This is a genomic window from Brenneria uluponensis, assembly GCF_032395385.1.
Classification (GTDB): Bacteria; Pseudomonadota; Gammaproteobacteria; order Enterobacterales; family Enterobacteriaceae; genus Prodigiosinella; species Prodigiosinella aquatilis.
Genome location: NZ_CP135917.1, coordinates 2,943,331 through 2,963,548, shown reverse-complemented (window position 1 = coordinate 2,963,548; position 20,218 = coordinate 2,943,331). Strand labels below are relative to the sequence as shown.

The following is a 20,218-nucleotide window of genomic DNA, read 5'->3' as shown; positions in this document are numbered from 1 at the left end:
TCGCGACCACACAGAGATAATTTGCTCAAATTAAACAAATTATTTTGCGGAGTAAAGCATATCCAGACGACAGAACTTGACCCTGCAACCGTTTTATCGTCATGCTCATGTAAGGAAAACCGAACAGGAGGTGAGAATGCATCTGGAAAGAGTAGAGATTCTCGGATTCCGTGGGATTAACCGTCTGTCATTGACCCTGGATGAAACCACCGTACTGATTGGTGAGAATGCCTGGGGAAAATCCAGCCTGCTGGATGCTCTGTCGCTTTTACTGGCTCCGGCGTTACCACTCTATCATTTTGAACTCCATGACTTTCATTTTACACCCGGCGATGAAACCAGTCGGGAGCATCATTTGCAGATTGTCTTCACTTTTTGTGAAACGTCGCCTGGCCATCATCTGGCCGCGCGTTACCGTTCGCTCGAGCCTGTGTGGATAAAAGGAGAAGGACGGCTATACCGTATCTTCTACCGACTGGAAGCCGAAGTGGATGAAACTAAGTCGGTATGCACCTGGCGCAGCTTTCTGGATGCTAATGGACACGCGCTTGCGTTGGACAACATTGACTGGCTGGCGAGTGAAGTGATCCGCCTGCATCCAGTATTAAGGATGCGAGATTCCCGCTTTATCCGTCACACCCGCTCCGGTGCGCTGATGCCAACATTGGATGTCGATAAAAAACTGTCCCGTCAGTTTGAAATCCTCATGCGGGAACTGGACCAAAATCCTAACAAGTTGACCAACCAGGATCTCCGTCAGGGAATGTCGGCAATACGTCAGTTAGTGGATCACTATTTTTCCGCACAGAGTGGCGATACGGGTGATAGTCATCATCGTCATACGCATTCCGGCAACGGCAAATATTGGCGTTCACTGGACAATATCAATCGGATGATTGCGGGGCCGAACAGCCGTAGTCGACGAATTATTCTGCTGGAACTGTTCTCTACCCTGTTGCAGGCGAAAGGTTCGGTGTCATTGGATCCACACTCCCGGCCATTGTTGCTGATAGAAGACCCTGAAACCCGTCTGCATCCAATTATGCTTTCAGTGGCGTGGGGATTACTGAATCAGTTGCCATTGCAGAAAGTGACCACCACTAATTCAGGAGAGCTGTTATCACTGGTGCCAGTGGAGCAATTGTGCCGTCTGGTGCGAGAGTCATCACAAGTTTCCACTTATCGTATCGGACGGTCAGGGATGAGCCCGGAAGATAGTCGCCGTATCGCTTTTCATATTCGGTTGAACCGACCAGCATCGTTGTTTGCTCGTTGTTGGTTGCTGGTGGAAGGTGAAACCGAAGTCTGGATGCTCAGTGAATTAGCTCGACAGTGCGGCCATCATTTTGAATCGGAAGGGATTAAGGTGATTGAATTCGCCCAGTCGGGACTGAAGCCGTTGTTGAAGTTTGCCCATCGGATGGGGATTGAGTGGTATGTGCTGGTGGATGGAGACGACGCCGGTAAAAAATATGCAGCGACGGCACGCAGTCTGCTGACAGCCCAGGCAGAGCAGGAACGTGACCATTTGACGATGCTGCCATCACTGGATATGGAACATTTCATGTATAAAAATGGTTTCAGACAGGTTTACCATCGAGTGGCGCAGTTACCAGACTCGGTGCCGCTCTCTGCCTCCAAAGTTATCACGAAAGCGATTCATCGCAGTTCCAAACCGGATCTGGCTATTGAAGTGGCGATGGAGTCAATGGCATTGGGAAATGGTGCAATTCCACCGTTGATCCGTACCATGTTTTCCCACGTATTATGGTTGGCGCGGGGTCGGGCGGGCTGAGACAGGGGAAAAGATGCTGGTCGCGAAAGTGACCAGCATCTGTATATATACCTGAGACCAGGATTAGGGAATGTGAACCGGGAATAGCGCTGTGGATGCTCAGGCGATGGCTTCACTGGCTACTGGCACGATCAGACTGGCGTGATTGCCTTTTGGTCCCTGGTGCACATCGAACTGCACGACCTGCCCAGCTTTGAGCGTTCTGTAACCGTCCATCTGAATGGTTGAATAATGAGCGAAAATATCTTCACCACCCCTTTCAGGACAAATAAAGCCAAAGCCTTTGGCGTTATTGAACCATTTAACAGTACCTATCTCCATGCATCTCCATCCTTCTCAAAAATATTCTTTGAGGCGAGGTTATTGGTTAAGGTGAATCTGAATTGATTAAAACGCCATCAATTCATTTCTACACTCTAGTGAAATCGATCTCGGCGTCAAGCGATCCGGCTTTTCACCCGTAGGGGAGTTTGTCAAAGTTTGATATAGGTAACGCTATTGAGATGTTTATTCGACGTTAATGATCAAGACTATTTCATAATGCAGTGGTTGATAGGGACGTGTTTGGCCTGACGATGTAAAATGAAAATCACGTAGGCTAGTATTAATGCAGTAGAGTAAGTCGCTGGTAGATGACAGTCAGACCACAATGGGCAGATGATGGGAAATAACAGTACAGGGCCACATACCGAGGGCTCGATCAAAGAAAAACATACTGAAGCAGTGCAGCCACCATCGATGTATAAAGTGATATTAAACAACGATGATTACACACCGATGGAATTTGTTATTGACGTGCTGCAAAAGTTCTTTTCTTATGATATTGAACGTGCAACGCAACTGATGCTTACTGTTCACTACGAAGGGAAAGCAATCTGTGGTGTTTACAGCGCCGAAGTGGCGGAAACGAAAGTCGCGCAAGTGAATCGTTACGCCACGGAAAATGAGCACCCGTTGCTCTGTACGCTGGAAAAAGCCTGAATTAGGGCAATTTTATTTTGGGAGGTGCCTATGCTCAATCAAGAACTGGAACTCAGTCTCAACATGGCTTTTGCCAGGGCGCGTGAGCACCGGCATGAGTTTATGACCGTGGAGCACCTGTTACTGGCACTGCTCAGTAATCCTGCTGCGCGTGAAGCACTGGAGGCCTGTACGGTAGATTTGGCCGTTTTGCGTCAGGAGTTGGAGACGTTCATTGAACAGACCACGCCGACGTTGCCATCAAGTGATGAAGAGCGGGATACTCAACCAACGCTGAGTTTTCAGCGGGTATTACAACGTGCAGTGTTCCACGTACAATCATCGGGACGCAGTGAAGTATCTGGTGCCAACGTTCTGGTTGCCATTTTCAGCGAACAGGAATCTCAGGCTGCGTATCTGCTGCGCAAGCATGATGTCAGCCGTCTGGATATTGTGAATTTTATTTCACATGGAACGCGCAAAGAGGAATCCGGACAGTCACCAAACCTGGAAAATCCGGTAAATGAAGAGCCGGCCGGAGGGGAAGATCGTATGGAAAACTTCACCACCAATCTGAACCAGCTTGCCCGTGTCGGCGGTATTGATCCGCTGATTGGGCGTGAAAAAGAACTGGAGCGGACTATTCAGGTACTGTGCCGCCGTCGTAAGAATAATCCGCTACTGGTAGGTGAATCAGGAGTAGGGAAAACGGCTATCGCGGAAGGGTTGGCCTGGCGTATTGAGCAGGGCGATGTTCCGGAAGTGATGGCTGACTGTACACTTTATTCGTTGGATATCGGTTCGCTATTGGCTGGTACCAAATACCGTGGTGATTTTGAAAAACGCTTCAAAGCGCTACTGAAACAGCTGGAGCAAGATCAGAGTAGCATTCTGTTTATCGATGAAATTCATACTATTATTGGTGCCGGTGCGGCGTCGGGCGGTCAGGTGGATGCTGCCAATCTGATTAAACCAATGCTTTCCAGCGGCAAGATTCGAGTAATTGGTTCCACGACCTATCAGGAATTCAGTAATATCTTTGAAAAAGACCGGGCACTGGCCCGTCGTTTCCAGAAGATTGATATCACTGAGCCCAGTGTGGAAGAGACAGTACAGATCATCAATGGCCTGAAACCGAAATACGAAGCACACCATGATGTCCGTTACACCGCAAAAGCAGTTCGTGCCGCGGTAGATCTCGCGGTGAAATACATCAATGATCGCCATTTGCCGGATAAAGCCATTGACGTTATTGATGAAGCTGGTGCGCGCAGCCGTTTGTTGCCAATAAGCAAACGCAAGAAGACGGTTAATGTGGCAGATATTGAATCTGTGGTGGCGCGCATTGCCCGTATTCCGGAAAAAACGGTGTCGGCCAGTGATCGCGATGTGCTGAGGAATCTTGGCGATCGTTTGAAAATGCTGGTGTTTGGTCAGGACAAGGCGATTGAAGCCTTGACGGAAGCCATCAAGATGAGTCGTGCCGGGTTAGGGCATGATCGTAAACCGGTAGGGTCCTTCCTGTTTGCCGGTCCGACCGGGGTCGGGAAAACCGAGGTGACGCTGCAATTGGCCAAGGCGCTGGATATCGAGTTATTACGCTTTGATATGTCCGAATATATGGAGCGTCATACGGTTAGCCGCCTGATTGGCGCACCTCCGGGCTATGTAGGGTTTGATCAGGGAGGTCTGCTGACTGATGCAGTGATCAAGCATCCGCATTCTGTATTGCTGCTGGATGAAATCGAGAAGGCGCATCCGGATGTTTTCAACCTGCTGCTACAGGTAATGGATAATGGCACACTGACGGATAACAATGGTCGCAAGGCAGATTTCCGCAATGTGATCGTGGTTATGACCACCAATGCCGGCGTGCGTGAAACGCAGCGTAAGTCTATCGGGCTTATCCATCAGGATAATAGCAGCGACGCAATGGAAGAGATCAAAAAAGTGTTTACGCCGGAGTTTCGTAACCGCTTGGACGGCATTATCTGGTTCAACCATCTCTCACCTGAGGTTATTCAGCAAGTGGTGGATAAATTTGTGGTTGAACTACAGGCACAGTTGGATGCGAAAGGTGTATCGCTGGAAGTCAGTGAAGATGCCCGTAACTGGCTGGCAGGAAAAGGTTATGACAAATCGATGGGGGCCCGGCCTATGGCTCGCGTTATGCAGGAAAGCCTGAAAAAACCATTGGCCAACGAGCTGCTTTTTGGGGCGTTGGTGGATGGTGGTTCCGTCACGGTGGAACTGGATAAGGAAGCACAGCAGTTGACTTACCGTTTCCTTAGCGCGCAGAAGAAGAAGGCAGAAGGTGCGGTGCACTGAGTTTCTTTGCCGACATCATCATCCAATACTCAAGTGGTTTGGGTGACAAATCTGTCGGGAGCCGTTTGAACGCGGCTTGCAGTGGCTCCAAAGGAGCGAACCCAGGGATGGGCCGAGTGATTAAGTACAGCCAACGCACAGCAACTTGAAGTATGGCGAGCATATATGGGCATCTTCGGATGCCCTTTCTTTTGGTCGGTTTTCAGTCATGACATTGCGTCATTCCGCAACGCTATTCAATCAATACGACAACTGAATGGGTATTGCCAGAATAGTCATGACAGACAACGTGTGATGGCATGATTTTGGGCGAATGAGCGGCATCTCATGGCGCTGAGATGCCAGGATAGTGCCACTAGGTCACTGCGCGAGTTTATCGTTTGACACGGTGCCTGGTTGATCCTCCGGCAGCGGATACAGCGCCAACAGTTTCATGGTAACGCCATTGGTCCAGCCAAAACCGTCCTGTAACGGGTATTCACCGCCACCGCCGCCGCCAGTGTCACCTTCGATGTCATACTTCTCTACCAGTTTGTTTTCAAGATGATAGGTTTGAACCACGCTATTCAGGAAGCGGGTGCCGATATCCCGTGCCAGCGCATCATGGTGATAGTAACGTAAGCCTTGAACTGCGACCCACTGTAACGGTGCCCAGCCGTTAGGCGCATCCCATTGCTGACCGGTATGAATGGTGGTCGTAGCCAATCCTCCTTTTTTCAACAACTCGGCGCGGACGACTTCTGCTGTTTTGTTGGCATATTCATCGGTTGCCGCCTGTACATATAACGGAAACAGGGTCGCGGCGGTGAGTTGATTGTGTACTTCTTTCTGTTTCCAGTCGTAATCAGCGTAGTAGCCTTTGGCGGTATTCCAGAAATAGTGATTGATGGCTTGCCGGCGTTTTGCAGCGAGTTCGGTATAGCGCCTGGCAGCGTCAGTATGATTCTCTAACTGACTGGCTTTTGCCAGAACCCTTTCGATATGATAAATCAGCGAATTCAGGTCAACAGGCAAGATCTCTGTGATGTTGATGGTAGAGAGTTTCATGGGATCTTTCAGCCAACGGGAGCTGAAATCCCAGCCTGAGGCAGCACCCGCTCGCAGGTTGCGGTAGAGGCGAGCCCGTTGGTTCCCTTTGACCGCACTGGCGGTGGTTACATCGTCCAGCCAGGATTCGGTACGGGGCACATCGCGCTCATCCCAGTAACGGTTCAGTACGGTACCATCCGGCAAACGTACCACGCGCTCACTGGCCTGTCCGGGTTTCAGATCTTCTGCACCTGCCATCCAGTAGTCATATTCTTTTTTTATCTGCGGCAGATAAGTTACTAATGTGTTTTGGCCATCGTGTGTGGCAAGCAATTCCACCATCTTGCTGAAAAACGGGGGTTGAGAGCGGCTGAGATAATAGGTTCGGTTCCCGTTAGGAATATGGCCATACTGATCGATTTGCCAGGCAAAGTTGTTCACCATGTTTCGAATGGTATCCCACTGGCCGCTTTCGGCCAGCCCCAGCATGGTGAAGTAACTGTCCCAGTAGTAAACCTCCCGAAAACGTCCACCGGGCACGACATATGCGTTAGGCAGTGGTAACAGCGAGTCCCAGCGGGCAATATCCGGTGTACTTTGGGTCAAATGTGGCCAGAGAGCGTTGATATGTTCACGCAATGTCTGACCGCCGGGGGGAATAAAGCCTTTCCCATCCGAAGGTAGCGTAAAGTTGTTTTGCACAAAATAGTTCAGATCGAAATGGTGCTGATTCTTTTGTGCGTAGTAATCCGCCATGATTGCTGATGGCTCATATTTGGGAACGGCATCAGCAAACGTTTTTTGGTCGGGGAACAGCTTTGCGCGTTGTACGGCTTTGAACAGTGGGCCAAACAGAACATCTGGCGGTGAATTTACTTCTGAAGCTGTTACGGGTTCAGCCCAGGCAATAGGTATAACATTATTGGCGATAATACATTGCAGAATAATTAGCAGAAGGTACCTCCTTACTACGCGGAATGAAATCATTGGCAAGTCTCCATGTTTGCAAATGTGGCTGTTAATGAAAAGTAGACGCTAAGGGGATATTGTCCAACTCGGGACTGATAGAATAAAAAAACCATGATATTGAATCATCGGCTTTTATGATAATGACCAGCGAGGATGGTGTGCATCGCGCGTGATTGCTGGCTTTCGCACCCATGGCGAAGAACGTATACTCTTACAATATATTGCAATAGAAAATGGTAAGCAAGCGTGGCGAAAAGAGAGCAAAGGCCCTTTACCGCGGACGGAAAGGGCTAAGCAGAGAAATTAAATATCCTCGGGATCGCTATGGTTAGCGATGGGCGAACCGGTTAACGGCTACGGAAGACAATGCGGCCTTTGCTCAGGTCGTACGGGGTCAATTCCACTGTGACTTTGTCACCCGTCAGGATGCGGATATAGTTTTTACGCATTTTACCGGAGATATGAGCGGTGACCACGTGGCCGTTTTCCAATTCAACGCGGAACATGGTGTTGGGCAGCGTATCAAGCACGGTGCCTTGCATTTCAATATTGTCTTCTTTGGCCATCGAATCCTCTAGGTTTAACTACCTTAGTTTTTTACCGGCAAGATAATGCCGAAAAACCCGCGTTATGTAAAGAAGCGTTGATAATCTGAATATGATTTATCAACAACTATTTACGGCACCAGGGTAGGGCGCACTACCGTTTGCGGGTGCCAGCAGGTCTCTGAAATAGCTGTGTTCTGAAGCTGGGAAAGTCGCTGCAAAAACTGGTGGCGGGGTATTTCGCAGGCCCCTAATGAGGCGGTATGTGCATTAAGTACCTGACAATCAATCAGACGACCGCCACAGCGTATGAAGTGTTGTTGGAACGACAGCAATCCATACTTGGAGGCATTGTCAGCCCGACTAAACATGGATTCTCCGCAAAACAACGCGCCTTGCGAGATACCATACACTCCCCCGACAAGTTGGCGATTATGCCACACTTCTACTGAATGTGCCCTTCCTAACTGATGTAACTGACAATAAGCCGCCATAATTTCCTGGCTGATCCAGGTGCCCTCCGCCCGCTCACTGGCGCAAGCGGCGATAACATGTTCGAAAGCGTAATTCAGCGTGACCTGATAGTCTGTTTTGCGCATGAATTTTTTCATGCTGCGGCTGATATGGAATTGTTCTGGCAACAGCACTGCGCGTGGATCGGGCGACCACCATAGGATCGCTTCTCCTGGGGAATACCACGGAAAAATACCCTGTTGATAAGCGGCGAGTAACCGTTGAGGAGACAAATCCCCACCCAATGCCAACAGTCCGTTAGGTTCACATAATGCATTTTCCGGATCGGGGAACTGCAGTGAGTACGGAGAGAGTTCAAATAATGGCACTATAACCCTCCAAAAGCAGTCAGTTAACAGACCGGAATACCAGGGGCGATCACAGAGTGAAGCCCCCATCCAGGAACCTTATCTCTGTGTTTCCCTCTGTATCTTGAATCAACCATGCAGGCTTGGCACGGCCCATATAGCTTGTCGATGCCAGTTTACTTAAATGACCTGTATTACACTATAAACGGCTGGCGTTATACATGTTGCCGGAATTGCCAGTATCGTCCCTGCTGGTCCATTAATGCCTGATGATTACCTTGTTCGACGATACGCCCGCCATCCATCACACAGATCCGATCCATCTCCTCCAGACCGCGCAGCCGATGAGTAATCATGATCAGTGTTTTCCCAATACATTGCTGGCGCAGGAGTTGCAGTATGTGTTGTTCGGTTTCGGCATCCAATCCTTCCGTTGGCTCATCCAGCAGTATCAATGGTGCTGAATAAAGTAGTGCTCGGGCCAGCCCGATGCGTCGGTGTTCGCCTCCAGACAACTGGCGTCCACCTTCGCCCAGCCAGGCATTAAGCCCTTCATTCTCTAGCAATTTTTCTAACCCGACCTGGCTTAGCACCGTTTTCAACTGTTCATCATCGGCGTCTGGCGCGGCAAGGCGTAAATTGTCCCGCAGCGTGGTACTGAAAATATGGGTGCGCTGTGGTACCACGCGCATCATGCTGCGAAGGGTCTCTTCACGCCATTGCGTCATGGGGACATCATTAATGCGAATCTCACCCTGAGAGCAATCCCAGGCACGGGTAATCAGTTGTAACAGGGTTGATTTTCCGCACCCAGTGCGTCCCAGCAACGCAATATGCTCGCCGGACTTAATGGATAGCGATATCTGCTTCAATACCGGTAGTGGTTGGTCTGGATAAGTGAAGCTGATGTTATCCAGTGTCAAGGTCACTTGTGGTGGGCGTGCGGGGCCATGTTCCGGGAAAACGACAGCGGGGGTAAGTTCCATCAGTTGGCTGACTCGTGCTGCTGATGCGGTGACTTGTCCCATATGCTGGAAAGCGCCAGCAACCGGAGCCAGCGCTTCAAAGGCTGCCAGAGAGGAAAAGACGAACAGGGCGATCAGCGCGCCTGGCTGGCTGTCACCACCGATGCCATCCGCTGCCATCCACAGTATCAGGGTGATGGTCAGGCCGCTGCTGAATATCATGATAGCTTGCGCCAGCGCGTTTAATGCCGCCTGGTGGCGTTGGTGAGAGAGCCACCGGTTTTCAAGGTGTTCCAGTTGTTGGCGAAATGTCAGTAGAGCGCCGAACACGGTCAGTTCGGCTTGCCCGTGCAACCAGGTCGTGAGTTGTACTCGATATTGTGCTCGCAAGTCTGTCAGCGCGAAACCAACTGGCTGACCGGCACGATAGAACACCAGCGGTAATATCACCAGCAATGCCAGCATAATTGCCGCCAGCACGGTAGCCAGAGTGGTATCTAACCAGCTTAAACCATAAGCCACGGCGAGTATCACCAGCAAGGCGCTTACCAGCGGGGAAATGACGCGCAGATACAGATGATCCAGTGTATCGACATCGGCCACCAGCCGGTTGAGCAATTCTGCCTGACGAAAGCGAGCGATTCCACCGGGGGAGAGAGGCAAAATACGCTTGAAAGTGAACACGCGCAGATGTTGGAGAACCCGGAATGTGGCGTCATGACTGACCAGCCGCTCCGCATAGCGGCTGACGGTACGAAGAATGGCCGCGCCACGCACACCAGCGGCAGGCAGCATATAGTTGAAAGTATATAATCCGCCGACTCCCGCCAGTGCCGACCCGGCGAGAAACCAGCCGGACAGGGTTAACAGACTGATGCTGGACAGCAGGGTAACAATGGCCAGAATAACGCCCAGACTTAATCGCCAGATATGACGACGATAGAGGGCGAGAAAGGGTTTTAATGCCTGCATAGCTTGAATCTTCTCCATCTCACAGATCTCCCTTACGCTGGTTCAGCAGTTCGGCAAACGCGCCCGGTGTTGTGCTCAGGGTGTCATAGCGTCCTTGTTGCACAAGGCGGCCATTCGCCATTACCCAGATATCATCATAGTCCGACAGATCATTGAGTTGATGGGTTACCAGCAAGGTCGTTTGCTGCCTGGCGGCATCGTTCAGAGCGTGCATGACACGCTGTTCGCTGTGGGCATCCAGACTGGCGCCGGGCTCATCCAGTAGCAACAGGTGGCAAGGATGCAGCAATGCTCGTGCCACAGCGACACGCTGGGCCTGACCAACAGAAAGCCGGGCGGCACCCTCACCGACCAGTGTTTCCAGACCCAATGGCAATTGGTCGGTAAATTCGTGCACATAAGCGCGTTCAATCACGTGTTGTAACTGTGTTTCATCCGCCTCTGGGTGACCCAGTAAAATATTCTGTCGCAGTGTCTGCTCCGGCAGATGTGGGTTTTGCCCCACCCAGCTTATGTGTTGTCGCCATGATGATGGCAAAAGTGAGCTCAATTCGCAGCCGTTTACCTGCAATGTGCCGTGGTAGGGCAGGAAGCCCAGCAGGACATTCAGCAAAGAACTTTTCCCCGCGCCGCTGGTGCCGACCAGTGCGATACGTTGACCGGGGTGAATCACGAATGAGAGGGGGCTGGTAAGCGGTGTGCCGGTGGGTGACAGGATTACCAGGTCACAAGCTTCTATGCCCACTGGTGACGTGTTGGTGAATGCCTGCTGCCCATCGCCGACCTGTTCACTGTCCGCAGACAAAAAACTGAATAGTGTTTCTGCTGCACCAATGGCTTGTGCCTTGGCGTGATAAAAGGTACCCAGATCGCGCAGCGGCTGAAAAAATTCAGGCGCCAGAATCAATACCAGAAAACCGGCAAACAGTGTAATGCTCGTACTGTAATGACCAAAATTGAGTTCTCCCAAGTAGGAAAACCCGAAATAGACGGCGACCACAGCAATAGAGATAGAAGCGAAAAATTCCAGTACGCCGGAGGAGAGAAACGCCATGCGCAAGACTTCCATTGTCCGGCTGCGAAAATCTTCAGCCGCTTGGCTGATATGTTCGGTTTCTGCTTGTGCACGATAAAACAGCCGTAATGTTTCCAGACCGCGCAGGCGATCAAGAAAATTCCCACTCAGTCTCGCCAGTGCTTGAAAATTGCGACGGTTGGCATCGGCGGCACCCATACCGACCAGTGCCATGAACAGCGGAATGAGTGGGGCGGTCAGAAACAGGATCAATCCGGCAGCCCAGTTGATCGGAAAGACGGTAATTAAAATCAGTACCGGGATCAAGGTGGCCAGATACATTTGCGGCAGATAGCGAGCATAGTAATCCTGCATGTCATCCACCTGCTCCAGGATCATTGTCGCCCAACTGCCGGCCGGTTTTCCCTGTACCCAGGCTGGTCCCAATTGTTGTAAGCGATCCAATACCATTTTACGAATCTGCTGGCGCACAACCTGGCCACAATGAAAACCGACCCGCTCTCGTACCCAAGTGACCACTGCCCGCAGAGTGAAAGTCATCGCCAATAGCAAAAATGTGTTGAGTAATGTATCGCGGGGAATTCGGTCAATAATCAGCGCTTGCAGTAGTGAGGCTAACAGCCAGGCTTGCGCCACGATCAGCAGACCATTGGCGAATCCCAGCAGTAGCGATAAACGTAGCCAACGTTGTGCCAGCTTGCTTTGTTGTTTCAGCCAGCGAGTCAGTTCTTGTTGTCGGGTGTTTTTCATCAGGAGCAGATTGTCTTTTCAGTGAGGCGTTAATAAAAATAACGCTTATATAACCGTTGGTTAACACAACTGTTTGCCAGCGGTCAGAATAGCGCCATGTTACCCTGACAATGCCGGTCTGCAAATGAAAAGACCATCTCATAAGTGTGTTTCGATCAATTTTTGCGTAACAGAACGAAAAAACGCGTCCGAAAAGTTGACTCTTCCGGACGCGTTTGCTGATAAATCCGCCATCATTAACCATTATTCCAATACCGCAGAAGTCTGTTTTTAACGACGGCATTGCGCCAATGATCCCGGTGTAGGCTGGGATGATGGCGTGACATTCTTTCTGCGGATGACAGAACGTATTTATTTTATATCGTTCAGACTATCCAGATAACGTTCGGCATCCAGTGCGGCCATACAACCAGTACCGGCCGATGTAATAGCTTGACGATAAATGTGATCCATCACGTCACCGGCAGCGAACACGCCGGGGATGCTGGTCTGGGTTGCATTGCCGTGAATACCGGACTGCACTTTTATGTAGCCATTCTCCAGTTCCAGTTGGTCACTAAATACCGCCGTATTCGGACTGTGGCCGATAGCAATAAATACTCCGGCGACTTCCAGCATTTCGGTGGCCTCACTGTGTGCATCACGCAGACGTACACCAGTTACCCCCATTTCATCCCCCATCACTTCATCCAGCGTGCGGTCAGTATGCAGTACGATATTTCCCTTCGTGGATTTTTCCATCAGCCGATCAATCAGGATTTTTTCTGAACGAAAACTGTCACGACGATGAATCAGATGCACTTCCGCTGCAATATTGGACAAGTACAGCGCTTCCTCTACGGCGGTATTACCACCACCGACCACGGCCACTTTCTGATTGCGGTAGAAAAAACCGTCACAGGTGGCGCAGGCAGATACACCTTTGCCCTTGAACGCCTCTTCAGACGGCAGGCCGAGATACCGTGCGGATGCTCCGGTAGCGATAATTAATGCATCACAGGTGTACACATCGCTGTCGCCAGACAGACGAAACGGGCGGGTTTGCAAATCGACATGAGTAATGTGGTCAAGCACAATGTCTGTATTGAACTTGGTGGCATGGGCATGCATGCGTTCCATTAGTAGTGGACCAGTCAGGTCATCGGGATCGCCCGGCCAGTTTTCTACTTCGGTGGTGGTGGTCAACTGACCGCCTTTCTCCATTCCGGTGATCAGCAGCGGATTCAGGTTTGCCCGTGCAGCATAAACGGCAGCGGTATATCCAGCCGGCCCTGAGCCCAGAATCAATAATTTACGGTGTTTTACGGTGCTCATGAGTTCCTCAATTCATTTGAACGGACGATTTAGTCAATTGTAGGGAAATTACCAACGTAAAAAAAGTATGGGGGAATGTTGTTAACGATTTGCCTGATGGTTATCGACAATCACGTATGACGGTTTCATGATTAACGCCGCACCGATTGATGCTATACAAATCGTTTCAGCGCCAGGAAACACAGTGCCAATAACCGGTTTTTACTCCAATCTGGCACTTTCTTCTGATTTTAATTGTTTTACTTTGACAATCGGCTGTACTTTTGCGAAAACTTCCATGGAAGAGGAAATTTTTTGTATGTGAATGGTTGAAAGCTCGGCTTCGCGTTCATTTTTTATGTGGCCGATCAGGATGACATAGATCATTATCCCAATAGCGCTTGTTGGCGTGTGTTCGTATTTTATGACCTGACGCATGTTGGCACCTATTGTGATGAGTTCAGTGTCGCCAAATCTGATCTTCGGTGCGCTTTTCTGGCAGGAACTGGTGACGACCGGTGGCAAGCTGAAGGAAAGTGAACTTTTTATATACAAAATGGTCAGCGGTCTTCTTTAGGGGCAACTCTGACATATTGACGTGAGTCGGAGACAGCAAGTGCAGGGATGAATGAAGAGAGACAATAATAATGGTAGACACGAAAAAACGTCCGGGAAAAGATCTTGACCGTATCGATCGTAATATCCTGAACGAATTACAAAAAGATGGTCGTATCTCCAATGTAGAGCTTTCCAAGCGAGTGGGGTTGTCGCCGACACCTTGTCTGGAACGTGTTCGTCGTCTGGAGAGACAGGGGTTTATTAACGGGTATACTGCGTTGCTGAACCCGCATTATCTGGATGCGTCACTGTTGGTTTTTGTGGAAATTACGCTTAACCGTGGTGCACCGGATGTCTTTGAGCAATTCAATACGGCAGTTCAGAAGCTGGAAGAAATTCAGGAGTGTCATCTGGTTTCCGGGGATTTTGACTATCTGCTTAAGACCCGTGTACCGGATATGTCGGCTTACCGTCGGCTGCTGGGTGAAACGTTGTTGCGTCTGCCGGGCGTTAATGACACCCGTACTTATGTGGTAATGGAAGAAGTGAAGCAAAGTAACCGACTGGTTATCAAGACCCGTTAACGGTATGGGTGCAAAACCCGATAAACTCAGCTACACTCCTGTTAATTTATACAGTCATGGCGCCGGGAAATCCTCGGCGCTTTGTCATAAAACATTTACAGGACCCTGGAGAGACGCTTGAGCCAGGAATATACAGAAGATAAAGACGTCACACTGAAAAAACTCAGTGCTGGACGACGTGTACTGGAAGCGATACTTATCGTTGTGGTGCTGTTTGCCATTTATCTGGCGATAGCGCTGCTGAGTTTCAGCCCTTCCGACCCCAGTTGGTCACAAACCGCATGGCATGAACCGATCCACAATCTTGGGGGAGGCGTTGGTGCCTGGTTAGCCGATACGCTGTTTTTCGTTTTCGGGGTACTGGCTTATGCCATTCCACCGGTGATGGTATCCCTGTGTTGGGTGATTTACTGTCAGCGAGATCAACGTTACACCATCGACTATTTTACCTTTTCGCTACGTTTGATTGGGACTCTGGCGCTGATCCTGACTTCTTGTGGATTGGCGGCGTTAAATACAGATGACCTTTACTACTTCGCTTCCGGTGGTGTGCTGGGCAGTCTGCTCAGTAGTTCCATGATCCCGCACTTTAACAGTATTGGGTCTACCGTGATCCTGCTGTGTGTTTGGGCTGCCGGACTCACACTCTTTACCGGATGGTCATGGTTGACTATTGCAGAGAAAATCGGTGCGGCGGTAATGGCCAGTTTGTCGTTTTTCTCCCGCCGTCACCGTGCCGATGATGATCTGTACGACGATGAGCTGAAGGTTATTGATCCTGTTTCCGATACCGACAAGATGGAATCAGTGACATCGGAAGATGATAATGATGTGCTGCTCCTGGCGCCGGCGATTCTGTCGCAGGGAACATCAGTGCAAGCGGAAGCCTCTGCCGTATCAGGTATGGCGGCGGAAACTGACGCAATATCGTCTGCTTCCTCCACGTTAGCGGATGTGCAGACATCTCCAGAAGCGGAGGAAATCCAGCCACCATTGCCACCGCTGTACTCCTTCGAGATGCCAGAGCCTGCGGCGGCGCATCCACACTCTGTTGAATCGGCACCGCCGACGATTGGCATGCAAGCCAGGAGTACGCCGGATTACGGTAGGGATACTACCTTTATGCCGATTTTCGGTGCCGACGACGCTATACATTCGCAGGTGAAACGTGGCATGGGACCAGAATTGCCACGTCCTAATCCGGTACGAATCCCTACCCGGCGTGAGCTGGCTTCCTACGGAATAAAACTGCCTTCCCAGCGGCTGGCGGAGCAACAGGCCCGTGAAGCGGCTCAATCGCAGGAAGTCGATGGTGTACCGGCTACATCACCGATGACATATGCGGTAAAAACATCAGAACCTGAACCGGGTGAGCATGATGATCTATTGCAGGACGCTGCGTTACGCGAGGCGTATGTGGAACAGCAGCGTCAACGTTATGACGATGACGCTTATCCTGGGGATGAAGGCGATGAAGAAGCGCTGTTACAGGCTCAGTTAGCGCGAGATTTTGCAGCCCGGCAGCAGGTGCGTTATGGACCGGATCTGACTCCGGAGTGTCATGATGATTCGTCTATTCTCCCGGCCGCGCATGAACCGTCAGTGCCGAAAAGCCTGTTCGCCATTTCTCCACTGGCCGATCTGATGGATGATGGACCGAACGACCCTCTGTTTACCCTGCCGTCGCAGGACGATGCGCCATCTTCCCCTGTCCATCGTGAACCGTCGTTTGTCACGTCACCATCGACGTTTGATCCGGCCGGGACGTCGCCGGTTGAATATCCGCCGATAGACGATGACGAAACAGAGACCTCGGCGACGTCGGTGATGGATAGCTTGATTCACCCGTTCCTGATACGTAACGATCAGCCGTTACAAAAACCCACGACACCGTTACCGTCTCTTGATCTATTGACGCCGCCTTCGGTTAATGACGATCCGGTCGATGAATTCGCACTGGAGCAAACTGCTCGGTTGATAGAAGCCCGATTGGCTGATTACCGGGTTAAAGCGACGGTGGTTGGGTACCATCCAGGGCCGGTTATTACCCGCTTCGAGCTGGATTTGGCCCCAGGGGTGAAAGCGGCGCGCATCTCGAATCTGTCAAAAGATTTGGCACGCTCTCTGTCCGTAGTCGCGGTGCGTATTGTGGAAGTTATCCCCGGCAAACCCTATGTGGGGTTGGAATTACCGAATAAACACCGGCAAACCGTATTTCTGCGTGAAGTGCTGGATTGTGACCGTTTTCGTGACAATACGTCACCGTTGGCGGTGGTGCTGGGGAAAGATATTGCCGGCCAACCGGTGGTGGCTGATCTGGCCAAAATGCCGCATCTGCTGGTGGCTGGTACCACGGGCTCGGGTAAATCGGTCGGGGTAAACGCGATGATCATCAGCATGCTATATAAAGCGAAGCCTGAGGATGTCCGCTTTATCATGATCGACCCGAAAATGCTGGAGCTTTCAGTGTATGAGGGGATCCCGCATCTGCTCACCGAAGTCGTTACAGACATGAAAGATGCGGCCAATGCGTTGCGTTGGTGCGTTGGCGAAATGGAGCGTCGTTATAAGCTGATGTCTGCCCTTGGGGTACGTAACCTCAGTGGTTATAACGAGCGGGTAATGCAGGCTGATTCGATGGGACGCCCGATTCCTGATCCATTCTGGAAGCCGGGAGACAGTATGGATATGCAACCGCCGATACTGGAAAAACTACCGTATATCGTGGTGATGGTGGATGAGTTCGCTGATCTGATGATGGCGGTTGGGAAAAAAGTTGAAGAGCTTATTGCCCGGCTGGCGCAGAAGGCTCGTGCGGCGGGCATTCATTTGGTACTGGCCACCCAGCGCCCTTCTGTGGATGTTATTACCGGTCTGATTAAGGCCAATATCCCAACACGTATCGCCTTTACCGTATCGAGCAAAATCGACTCTCGGACCATTCTGGATCAGAGCGGTGCCGAGTCGCTGCTGGGAATGGGCGACATGCTGTATATGGCCCCCAATTCCTCGATTCCGGTGCGTGTTCACGGCGCTTTTGTCCGTGATCAGGAAGTTCACGCGGTAGTGCAGGATTGGAAAGCACGGGGACGACCAGAATACATCGACAGTGTTGTCAAAGGCGGAGACGATGGCGAAGGCGGCAGTCTGGGATTTGACAGTGATGAAGAGTTGGATCAGTTGTTCGACCAGGCTGTTGCGTTTGTGGTGGAAAAACGCCGCGCCTCTATCTCTGGTGTACAGCGTCAGTTCCGTATCGGTTATAACCGTGCAGCCCGTATTGTCGAACAGATGGAAGCGCAGGGAATAGTCAGCAGCCCTGGACATAACGGAAACCGTGAAGTGTTGGCGCCACCGCCGATGGAATAATCAGCATGTGTGGTCCATTTCTGTGCTCATGGGTATAGTTCGAGACAGATATTGTGCAAAGAAGCGTAAACACGGTAAATAGCGGAGAATTCACCTATTGTGTCCTGCACAGCTGCGCTACAGTAGCGCACAGAGAAACAGCGTCCGGTTAGATGAGGCCGCTGAACCGGTCAGAATAGTTAAAGGATTGAGTATGATAAGAAATTGGTTAATGGCGGGGTGTTTATTGTCAGGCATGCTGTCCACGGCTGTTTATGCCGATGCCGCCAGTGATTTGCAACATCGTTTGAGCAAGGTGAACAGTTTCCACGCCAGTTTTACCCAGAGAGTGACTACCGGTGATGGCGCGGCAGTACAAGAAGGGGAAGGTGAGCTGTGGGTGAAGCGTCCCAATTTGTTTAACTGGGAAACCACTTCTCCTGATAAAAGTGTACTCGTGTCTGATGGGAAAACCCTATGGTTTTATAATCCATTTGTCGAACAAGTTACGGCTACCTGGCTGAAAGATGCCACCGGCAATACGCCGTTTATGCTGATTACCCGCAATAATGCTGGCGACTGGGGTAAATATAATGTCACCCGGAAAGGCGATGATTTTGAGTTAACACCCAAGTCAGCTGGTGGCAATCTGAAGCAGTTTGCTATCAATGTGACAGACACGGGTACGATCAAGCAGTTTATTGCTACCGAGCGTGATGGTCAGCGCAGTACCTTTACGTTGAAGAACCAGCAAAATGGGGCGATAAACGCGGCGAAGTTTACTTTCACACCGCCTAAAGGTGTTGCGGTGGACGATCAACGTCAGTGAGGTGCCAGTGAGTACTCTGTCACTCGATTTTTCCGATCAGGCGTTCCAGCCACTGGCGGCGCGTATGCGGCCAGTGACATTGGCGCAGTATATCGGGCAACAGCATTTATTGGGGCCGGGTAAGCCGTTGCCACGGGCAATCGAAGCGGGGCAACTGCACTCCATGATCTTGTGGGGGCCGCCCGGAACCGGGAAAACCACACTGGCTGAGTTGATTGGTCGTTATGGCAATGCGGATGTGGAACGTATCTCAGCGGTGACGTCGGGCATTAAGGAGATTCGGGAAGCTATTGAACGCGCCCGCCAGAACCGCGATGCAGGGCGACGGACCATCCTGTTTGTGGATGAAGTCCATCGCTTCAACAAAAGTCAGCAGGATGCGTTTCTGCCGCATATTGAAGATGGCACCATCACTTTTATTGGCGCCACCACTGAAAATCCCTCCTTTGAACTGAATTCCGCCTTGTTGTCCCGTGCCCGCGTTTATTTGCTGAAAGCCTTAACGGCAGAAGATATTGGTCAGGTTATCGATCAGGCCATGCAGGATCGTGATCGGGGGTTGGGTGGGCAGGATATCGTCTTGCCGGACGATACTCGCCGGATGCTGGCTGAACTGGTGAATGGTGACGCGCGCCGGGCATTGAACAGCCTGGAAATGATGGCGGATATGGCTGAAGTGAATGCCACGGGACAACGCGTGCTCACGGCCGAACTGTTGCAGTCGATTTCTGGTGAACGCAGTGCCCGGTTTGATAACAAGGGCGACCGCTATTACGATTTGATCTCGGCGCTGCATAAATCTGTCCGTGGTTCTGCGCCAGATGCGGCGCTGTATTGGTATGCCCGCATTATTACCGCCGGTGGTGACCCGCTCTATGTCGCGCGTCGTCTGCTGGCGATTGCGTCTGAAGATGTGGGAAATGCGGATCCGCGTGCGATGCAGGTCGCTATCTCCGCCTGGGATTGTTTTACCCGCGTCGGCCCCGCAGAAGGCGAACGCGCCATTGCGCAGGCAATTGTTTATCTGGCGTGTGCGCCGAAGAGTAACGCGGTTTACACGGCTTTTAAGGCTGCGCTGCATGATGCACGGGAAAAACCGGATTATGATGTGCCGGAACATTTGCGCAATGCACCGACCAAACTGATGAAGGAAATGGGACTGGGAGCGGAGTACCGCTATGCCCATGATGAACCTAACGCTTATGCTGCGGGTGAACGCTATTTCCCGCCTGAAATGGCGGAAACACACTACTATCAGCCCACTTCCCGGGGGTTGGAAGCCAAGATTGGTGAAAAGCTAGCCTGGCTTGCTGCTCAGGATCAAAATAGCCCGACAAAACGCTACCGCTAGTGTAGACGTTGCGGTAAGGTTATTCCCGATACTTTCTGCTGCACGATGCTTCGTAAGGTAGCGTGTAACATCAATAATTCATTAA

General features: G+C 51.0%; 14 protein-coding genes and 2 pseudogenes. 8 read left to right on the top strand and 8 right to left on the bottom strand.

Annotated features, from left to right (window positions below):
• Positions 1–136 precede the first annotated feature (136 nt).
• Complete coding sequence (locus RS889_RS13850; protein WP_315707696.1) at positions 137–1,795, top strand: DUF2813 domain-containing protein; 1,659 nt, start codon at positions 137–139, stop codon at positions 1,793–1,795.
• Between the two features lie 99 nt (positions 1,796–1,894).
• Here the strand turns inward: RS889_RS13850 and cspD are convergent, their stop codons facing one another.
• Positions 1,895–2,116, bottom strand: a complete 222-nt coding sequence (cspD, locus tag RS889_RS13845) for a cold shock-like protein CspD (RefSeq protein ID WP_021015572.1) — start codon at positions 2,114–2,116, stop codon at positions 1,895–1,897.
• A gap of 339 nt (positions 2,117–2,455) precedes the next feature.
• On the opposite strand from cspD, the gene clpS reads away from it, so the two are divergent.
• Both clpS and clpA read left to right on the top strand, forming a co-directional pair.
• A complete protein-coding gene (gene clpS / locus RS889_RS13840; RefSeq protein ID WP_290183118.1) occupies positions 2,456–2,776 on the top strand; it encodes an ATP-dependent Clp protease adapter ClpS in 321 nt (106 codons plus the stop codon).
• Between the two features lie 30 nt (positions 2,777–2,806).
• Positions 2,807–5,083, top strand: coding sequence for an ATP-dependent Clp protease ATP-binding subunit ClpA (gene clpA / locus RS889_RS13835; RefSeq protein WP_315707694.1), 2,277 nt, complete (start codon positions 2,807–2,809; stop codon positions 5,081–5,083).
• A gap of 360 nt (positions 5,084–5,443) precedes the next feature.
• On the opposite strand, the gene treA is transcribed toward clpA, so the two are convergent.
• From treA to RS889_RS13800, 7 genes are all read right to left on the bottom strand, one after another.
• Positions 5,444–7,099, bottom strand: a complete 1,656-nt coding sequence (gene treA, locus RS889_RS13830) for an alpha,alpha-trehalase TreA (RefSeq protein WP_315707693.1) — start codon at positions 7,097–7,099, stop codon at positions 5,444–5,446.
• Positions 7,100–7,428: 329 nt separating this feature from the next.
• Positions 7,429–7,647 carry a translation initiation factor IF-1 gene (gene infA / locus RS889_RS13825; RefSeq protein ID WP_002211347.1) on the bottom strand — a complete coding sequence of 73 codons (219 nt, stop codon included), beginning with the start codon at positions 7,645–7,647 and terminating at the stop codon, positions 7,429–7,431.
• Positions 7,648–7,757: 110 nt separating this feature from the next.
• The gene (aat, locus tag RS889_RS13820; RefSeq protein WP_290182543.1) at positions 7,758–8,468 is read right to left on the bottom strand and encodes a leucyl/phenylalanyl-tRNA--protein transferase; all 711 of its coding nucleotides are present in this window, start codon (positions 8,466–8,468) and stop codon (positions 7,758–7,760) included.
• A gap of 194 nt (positions 8,469–8,662) precedes the next feature.
• Positions 8,663–10,384 (bottom strand): heme ABC transporter ATP-binding protein/permease CydC, encoded by a 1,722-nt coding sequence (gene cydC, locus RS889_RS13815; RefSeq protein ID WP_315711055.1) that lies wholly within the window; start codon positions 10,382–10,384, stop codon positions 8,663–8,665.
• Positions 10,385–10,403: 19 nt separating this feature from the next.
• A complete protein-coding gene (gene cydD / locus RS889_RS13810; protein WP_315707692.1) occupies positions 10,404–12,170 on the bottom strand; it encodes a heme ABC transporter permease/ATP-binding protein CydD in 1,767 nt (588 codons plus the stop codon).
• A gap of 351 nt (positions 12,171–12,521) precedes the next feature.
• A complete protein-coding gene (gene trxB, locus RS889_RS13805; protein WP_315707691.1) occupies positions 12,522–13,484 on the bottom strand; it encodes a thioredoxin-disulfide reductase in 963 nt (320 codons plus the stop codon).
• Positions 13,485–13,685: 201 nt separating this feature from the next.
• Positions 13,686–13,901, bottom strand: coding sequence for a hypothetical protein (locus tag RS889_RS13800; RefSeq protein WP_315707690.1), 216 nt, complete (start codon positions 13,899–13,901; stop codon positions 13,686–13,688).
• A gap of 209 nt (positions 13,902–14,110) precedes the next feature.
• Between RS889_RS13800 and lrp the strand changes: the two genes are divergently transcribed.
• From lrp to RS889_RS13780, 5 genes and pseudogenes are all read left to right on the top strand, one after another.
• Positions 14,111–14,605 carry a leucine-responsive transcriptional regulator Lrp gene (lrp, locus tag RS889_RS13795; RefSeq protein ID WP_021015581.1) on the top strand — a complete coding sequence of 165 codons (495 nt, stop codon included), beginning with the start codon at positions 14,111–14,113 and terminating at the stop codon, positions 14,603–14,605.
• 204 nt (positions 14,606–14,809) lie between these two features.
• Positions 14,810–15,235 (top strand): annotated as a pseudogene (locus RS889_RS23825) (DNA translocase FtsK 4TM domain-containing protein); the annotation flags it as partial.
• Between the two features lie 483 nt (positions 15,236–15,718).
• Positions 15,719–17,974, top strand: a pseudogene (locus RS889_RS13790) (DNA translocase FtsK); the annotation flags it as partial.
• Positions 17,975–18,167: 193 nt separating this feature from the next.
• Positions 18,168–18,782, top strand: coding sequence for an outer membrane lipoprotein periplasmic chaperone LolA (lolA, locus tag RS889_RS13785; RefSeq protein ID WP_425475080.1), 615 nt, complete (start codon positions 18,168–18,170; stop codon positions 18,780–18,782).
• 7 nt (positions 18,783–18,789) lie between these two features.
• On the top strand, positions 18,790–20,133 hold the full coding sequence (locus tag RS889_RS13780; RefSeq protein WP_021015584.1) for a replication-associated recombination protein A: 1,344 nt from the start codon (positions 18,790–18,792) through the stop codon (positions 20,131–20,133).
• Positions 20,134–20,218 lie beyond the last annotated feature (85 nt).